6 protein-coding genes are annotated in these 5,877 nt (G+C 62.9%); 2 read left to right on the forward strand and 4 right to left on the reverse strand.

Annotation, left to right across the window (positions count from 1 at the left end):
- Together ACMGEZ_RS29480 and ACMGEZ_RS29485 are read right to left on the reverse strand one after the other, a co-directional pair.
- Positions 1-2,286 (reverse strand): beta strand repeat-containing protein (locus tag ACMGEZ_RS29480; RefSeq protein WP_436825829.1); only part of this gene is annotated, 2,286 nt, incomplete at its 3' end.
- A gap of 196 nt (positions 2,287-2,482) precedes the next feature.
- Positions 2,483-2,827, reverse strand: a complete 345-nt coding sequence (locus ACMGEZ_RS29485) for a hypothetical protein (protein WP_436825830.1) — start codon at positions 2,825-2,827, stop codon at positions 2,483-2,485.
- A gap of 101 nt (positions 2,828-2,928) precedes the next feature.
- Between ACMGEZ_RS29485 and ACMGEZ_RS29490 the strand changes: the two genes are divergently transcribed.
- Positions 2,929-3,288, forward strand: a complete 360-nt coding sequence (locus ACMGEZ_RS29490; RefSeq protein WP_436825831.1) for a hypothetical protein — start codon at positions 2,929-2,931, stop codon at positions 3,286-3,288.
- A 216-nt stretch (positions 3,289-3,504) separates the two neighbouring features.
- Here the strand turns inward: ACMGEZ_RS29490 and ACMGEZ_RS29495 are convergent, their stop codons facing one another.
- Both ACMGEZ_RS29495 and ACMGEZ_RS29500 read right to left on the reverse strand, forming a co-directional pair.
- Positions 3,505-3,927 carry a hypothetical protein gene (locus ACMGEZ_RS29495; protein WP_436825832.1) on the reverse strand — a complete coding sequence of 141 codons (423 nt, stop codon included), beginning with the start codon at positions 3,925-3,927 and terminating at the stop codon, positions 3,505-3,507.
- Between the two features lie 301 nt (positions 3,928-4,228).
- Positions 4,229-4,804, reverse strand: a complete 576-nt coding sequence (locus ACMGEZ_RS29500; protein ID WP_436825833.1) for a peroxiredoxin-like family protein — start codon at positions 4,802-4,804, stop codon at positions 4,229-4,231.
- Between the two features lie 117 nt (positions 4,805-4,921).
- On the opposite strand from ACMGEZ_RS29500, the gene ACMGEZ_RS29505 reads away from it, so the two are divergent.
- A complete protein-coding gene (locus ACMGEZ_RS29505; protein WP_436825834.1) occupies positions 4,922-5,572 on the forward strand; it encodes a TetR/AcrR family transcriptional regulator in 651 nt (216 codons plus the stop codon).
- Positions 5,573-5,877 lie beyond the last annotated feature (305 nt).

Raw genomic sequence — 5,877 nt, forward strand, 5'->3', positions numbered from 1 at the left:
GCTGCCGACGGTGCCGGAGCCTTGCAGGCGGCCGGCACTGAGCACGTTGAGTGTGCCACCGAGGATGCCGTTGACGGAAAGCATGCCGGCCTCGACCGTGGTGGTGCCGGTGAACGCCGCGCTGTTGCCGGTCAAACGGGTCGAGCCAGAGCCAATCTGCCGGACAGAGCCACCGCCCGAGATCGCGCCGGCGAAGGTCGAGGCATCGGAGCGGTTGAAGGCCAGCGTGCCGTTGTTGGCAACGTCACCGACGATCGAACCCGAGCTGCCGCCATTGCCCAGCTGCAGGGTGCTGGCGCTCCCGATGATCGTTGCACCGGTGTAGGTGTTGGTGCCGCTCAAGGTCTGGCTGCCGGCCGCCACTGCGAGGCCGCCGGTGCCTGCAATGACGCCGCCGAAGTCGCCGTTGGCTGCCGTCAGCGTCAGCGCCTTCGCGCCGAGCACGACCGCGCCGCCGCCGCTAACGCTGGTGACGCTAGTGCCGGCTGCGCTCACGTCCGAGATGTCGAAGGTGCCGTTGACCGCCACACCGCTCGACGCTGCGATCGAACCGGCGCCGGTCAGGGCCAAGGTGCCGGACTGGATGTTCGTGCTACCGGTATACGTGTTGGCTGCCGTCAGCGCGGTGGTGCCGCTGCCGACCTGGATCACGGCGCCGGATCCGGAGATGATGCCGCCGAAGGCGACTGCATCCGACCGGTTGAAAGCCAGCGTACCGTTGTCGCTCACGTCACCGACGATCGAACCCGAGCTGCCGCCGTTGCCCAGCTGCAGGGTGCCAGCGGAGATGGTCGTGCCGCCGGTGTAGGTGTTGGCGCCGGCGAGGACCAACGTGCCGCCGCCGTTCACGCTGAGCGCGGTGGCGCCGCCGATCGCGCTGTCGAGCTGCGCAGTGCCCGAGTTCATGCTGACCCTGCCCATGCCGTTGATGGCATAGGCTGCACCGTGGGTGAAGCTGTTCGTGCCGAGGTTGAGGTTCAGGGCGTCGGCGCCGTCGCCGGTGATGTTGCCGTTGATAGCACCGCCGGTGACGGTGAGCGTGTCGGCGCCGCCGCCGAGCACGATGGCGCCGTTGAGGGTGCCGGCCGTGGTGATGGTCGCGTTGCCACCGCCCTCGTCAATACCGTCGCGGTTGCCATCGCCGTCCCGAATAGCGACGCCGGATGCTCCGCCGTTGATCACAGCGCCCGCGCCGATGTTCACCGTGCCGCCTGCAGCCGCAACAGTGTGGATGCCGGCGCCGAAGCCTGTGCCTCCTGTGACCATGCCGCCAGTCACATCGACGGCGTAGGTTCCGTTGCTAAACGCACCAATACCATCACCATTGTTCATGAGGGCGTCAACGGTGCCGCCGCTCATCTGGACGATGGCCCGGCCGGAGCCATTGACTTGGCTACCGAGACCGACAGCACTGACTCCCTGCGCTGTTGCCGATCCGCCCTGCATCACGACCTTCGCATCGGCCGGGGATCCGCCAGCAGCGACAACAGCACCTAGTGCACCGCCGTTGCGAGCCAGAACCGTTCCGCCTGTCATGGTCGTGGTCACTTGGCCGCGACCGCTGTTGGAAGCTTGCAACCCTTGCCCGCCAGAGTCGACCGACCCGCCTGTCATCGTGACGCTCACTGCTGACGAGGAGGGGAAATTGCTCACCTGTGCGCGAATACCAGCCGCAAAAGCGCTGCTTGTTTGGATGGAGCCGCCCGACATCATCACGCTGAGGTTTCCGGTTGCAGTCCCGCTGACCAATCCGGTAAGTCCGGAGGCCGCAAAACCGTTCCCTGAATTGGTGACTTGGCCCCCGGTCATCGTCAACTGCACGTCGCCGCTGCCAGAGTTATTGGTAGCGGTCACGACACCACTGTTGTTGTTCGAGCTGAAGGAGCCGCTTCCTATCCCAATAGTGCCGGTGCCGCTGCCCGTATGGGTCAGCGATATGGCCCCCCGGCCGACGCCGGTGATCGAGGTCAAGCTGGTCGCGTTGAGGGTGAGGTTGTTCGTGCCGCCGCCCTGGAGGATCACAACCGCAGCACCCGCGCCTCCTTGGACCACCATGGCCGGATTGTTCAGGTTGACGGTCAGGCCGTCGCTGCCGGTGTATTGAATGCCGGTCGCATAGCTGGCGCCGCTGCAGGTGACAGAACTGGCGCCAACAGCATCGGCGCCGCACTCGTTGGCGGCGCGCGCTTGCTGCGGAATCGTCGCGATGAAAGCAACTGCAAGCGCGACGGCGGATACCGGGAGGGCATGCCCCTGGTCCGCCGATCCGGCACGGATCCGAGTCACTCGTTGGTTGCGTCGATCGCGCGCGGGGTTGTACCGGGTCCCAAGGCTTGAATTCATCGTTAGCTGACAAGTTGTTACTCAACGATGATGCACCGCAGTCGTAAAGCCATACGACGCGTTCTAGGCCTAAGGTTTTCAGATCGCCGTGTCGCAGTGAACGCATGTTGCGTTGGCACGACGTATGGTCTTACGGTGATCAAGCCTGGGCAGGCTGCTCTCGATTCCCGAAGAAGTACTCGGTCACCCTGCTTCTGCACGCACCTTCAGGTGCATTTTCGAGCGCCGAAATCACGATCCATTTCGCCGCGTCCTGATGAAGAGCTTCGGCCAGCGCTCCAGCGACAACTGGCGAGAGCCGACCTCTGTGGCGGGACGTACTCAGTGCTTCTGGGGACAATCCGAGCCTGAGCGCCCAAGCCCTCGACGTGTCGGTTTCGAGGGCCAGGTTCAGGAGGTCCATCGTCGAAGGAGCGTTCTGCGAGTTCATGTCGACGAGAATTTCCTTGGAGCGAATCGTTAGCCAGTGGTCAAAGGTCTGCAATTGGCCCAGAACCGGTCATTGGAGACCACCGTCCAATTCAGACCCCATCAGCCCAAATTTACTGCGGGGAGGGAACCTTGAATCGATTCCGAATGCGCCCCATGGCCATGGCCATGGCTTTGCTGGTGGTCGTTGTTGCTCTTCACGCGTGCTCGGCAATACCGGTCCCGTCGTCCGCTTCGTCCTCGACCGCCGCCGCAGAAGCGAAGCGCTCGCTAGCCGCCGCGAGCAGTGCGATTGAGAATCGCAACTTTGCCCAAGCGAACACGTTGCTACGCGATGCGCTGCGCAAGTTGGGAGACGAGTACCACTCGCCAAGCACGGTCGATGACACTGGCATGAGCTTGGTCTTGGCTGACTCGGAGGAGCAGAAAGGGCGGGAAGACATCGCCGCGAAACTCAGACGAAACGTTCTCGCCACGCGCCTGGCGATACTTGAGCAGCGAAAACTGGGGCCCTGACCTAGACGGCACAATGCGGCCGAAAGCCGACCTCCGGAGGCGCGGCTCCGTTACCCTTCTCCCAAATGGAACACATCACCATCACCGCCGCCACGCCCGAAGAACTTCGCGATGGCGAACTCGGCGTAAGCGCGGGCTCAGTACCCTCTTGACGGTCGTCTGGTCGTCTGGTCGTCTGGTCGTCTGGTCGTCTGGTCGGTGGCGATCAGGTGTTGATCAGATGTCGAGCACGTGTCGAAGCATGTGGAACGGCACTCGCCACGAGTGACCGTTTCCGGTATCGACGGTGGCCGTTCGCTGGTTAAAGCGAACGACGATGCCAACTTGGGGCTGGAGGTACTTGTCGTCGAACGATACCTTCTCGCCGCCACGGAAGTCGTTGCGAGAGGCTTTGATCGGTGGCGGCTTCGCCGGTGCTGCTGCCGCCGGCTGCGGGGCCGCAAGCGGCGGTTCGACAGCTGCATAAGGCAGCTTCCACTCGCGCCGAGTGCCTTCCTCGTGCAGCGTGACCTGCGTGTCCTTCATGGCAACCACCTTACCGTTGCGCATCTGGCCGTCGCGCCAATCGAGGAAGCGCACGGTCTGCCCCAGATTCATGTTCGTGCGCACGGCGATGATTCTTCGCGGATCGGCCAGCAAGCGCTCGATGATGGTGCTCAGCTGGAACAGTTCCAGGCTACTCGCGCGGTTGAGCGCATCGATGCGCTTCTATGAAAAGCTGGGGTTCGTACACGAGGCACTCTGCGCGAGTTCTACAAGCGGGCTGACGAGCCACATTACGTAGACGAGTACGTGCCCGGGCTGCTAGTCGCATGAACTCGGAAGGCTCCTCGGTGTAGCCGCTGCCGGCCAAAACGGGTCCTACGTCGCGAACGACTATTTTGGGGCGCACTGCGCTGCTCGGCCGACCCGGGTGCCCGCAAATGATGAAATGCGAACCCTATGGCGTTGCTGGGCTCCGGTTGGCGCCGGCATTGTCGCCTCGGCACAGCTTAGACGCGAGGCTCAACAGTTCATCAGCATCCCAGTGGTCGTCCGCATGAAGGCCGTACTTGGCCGCTACGACATGGCCTCGCGAGTCGATAAGGAAATCCGCAGGCAGGCCAAGGATTCCATTCTCGGCCCTGTTGTAGAAGCGGCCGGTAGTCAGAATCCAACGCATACCGCTCCAGAAGACGCGTGGATGCAACACGGCGAGTCCCGAGGTTTCCACACCGAACCGGCGGTAGTGTTGCTTGGTTGGGTCGGCGACGCAATCAAAGGGGAGCTGCGCCTGATACTTCAGCATCTCGTTTCGCGAAGAATGGAAGAGGATGACTTCACGAATGCCTGCCGCCTCGAGATCTTCCTGCCTTCTTGCGAGAGTCAGAAGATGGAAGTTGCATACGGGACAGCCTGCGAAGCGACGGAACTGCAAATGAACAAGCCGCGCGGAGGCATCCGGCACAGTCAGATGCTCCCCACGTATGGTCTCCAGGGTCGTTGCGGGTGCCATATCGCCTATTGAGAGCTTCATGAATCTTCCTTGAACGAGTTGCAGATCCGGGCCTCAGCTGAGGCCAGTCCTAAGGGAACGGTTTAAGTACAATGTACGTTAAGCAAATGTACCCTCTTATTCAGAATGGAGTCAAGCGTGGGACGCCCTGCAAAATTCACCCGTGAGCAGCTCCAGCGAGCCGCACTCGCACTTGTCGATGCGCACGGACTCACGGGCCTGACCATGCGCGCCCTGGCCAGCGAGCTCGGAACCGGGGCAATGACCCTCTACAACTACGTCTCGCAGCGAGAGGAGTTGGAGGTCCTGGTGGTCGAGGCGGTCATCGGCGAGGCTCGATGGGCGCCCGACGGCGACCTCGCCTGGCACGAGGAGCTGGAGGCCATCGCGGTGATGCTGTGGCGCTCCATCCGGACCCACCCCCATGTCATACCGCTCATCCTGACCAGGCGCAGCCGTTCGCCGGAAGTGCTCGCAGTGGCCGAGGCACTGCTGCGAACGTTGGCGCGCGGCGGACGCACAGGAGACCGCCTTCTCGTTGCTTTCAGAGCGGTGTCTGCGCTCATCATGGGCGCCGCGCAAGCCGAGCTCGCTGGACCGCTTACGCTACGTGCCGGCGAGTCCGTCAGCGAGACGATTTCTCGATTTCAAGCGCTCCCTCCGGACCGCTTTCCGCATCTGATTGAAATTGCCACGGCTGCTTCGGCCAGTGATGCTGAGACCGAGTTTCGCGCGGGGCTGGCCATCCTCGTTGATGGGTTGCGCAATGAAATTGCGTCAGGCCGCTGAGCGGGTGTCGGGCCCTGCTCTCTTCACGGTGGGCGAAAGTGATACCGAGCCCCCCAAGAAGGCACATGCGGAAACCCCCGCGCGACTTTAGCGGATGTCTGCTTTCAACCCAGCTGAAACTTCCGATCAGGGCCCTTTGCGCCTACAGCCCGTCCGGCTACAGTCGGCCGAGGTTGTGTGCAAACGGCTTTTGACTTGCGAGTATGCCGGCCACGCGGCCTTGTGGTGGTCATCGGCGCCACGGAGTCATCCAGTGGTCTCGTCGCACAGACCAGCGGTTTGCCTCGGGGCAGAGTCGCTGCGTA

The sequence above is a fragment of the Variovorax stachyos genome, from assembly GCF_051400855.1.
GTDB lineage: Bacteria > Pseudomonadota > Gammaproteobacteria > Burkholderiales > Burkholderiaceae_C > Variovorax.

Coding starts and splice junctions, on each gene's coding strand:
- ACMGEZ_RS29500 (WP_436825833.1), bottom strand. CDS start 4,804: ATGAAGCTCTCAATAGGCGATATGGCACCCGCAACGACCCTGGAGACC.
- ACMGEZ_RS29490 (WP_436825831.1), top strand. CDS start 2,929: ATGGCCATGGCCATGGCTTTGCTGGTGGTCGTTGTTGCTCTTCACGCG.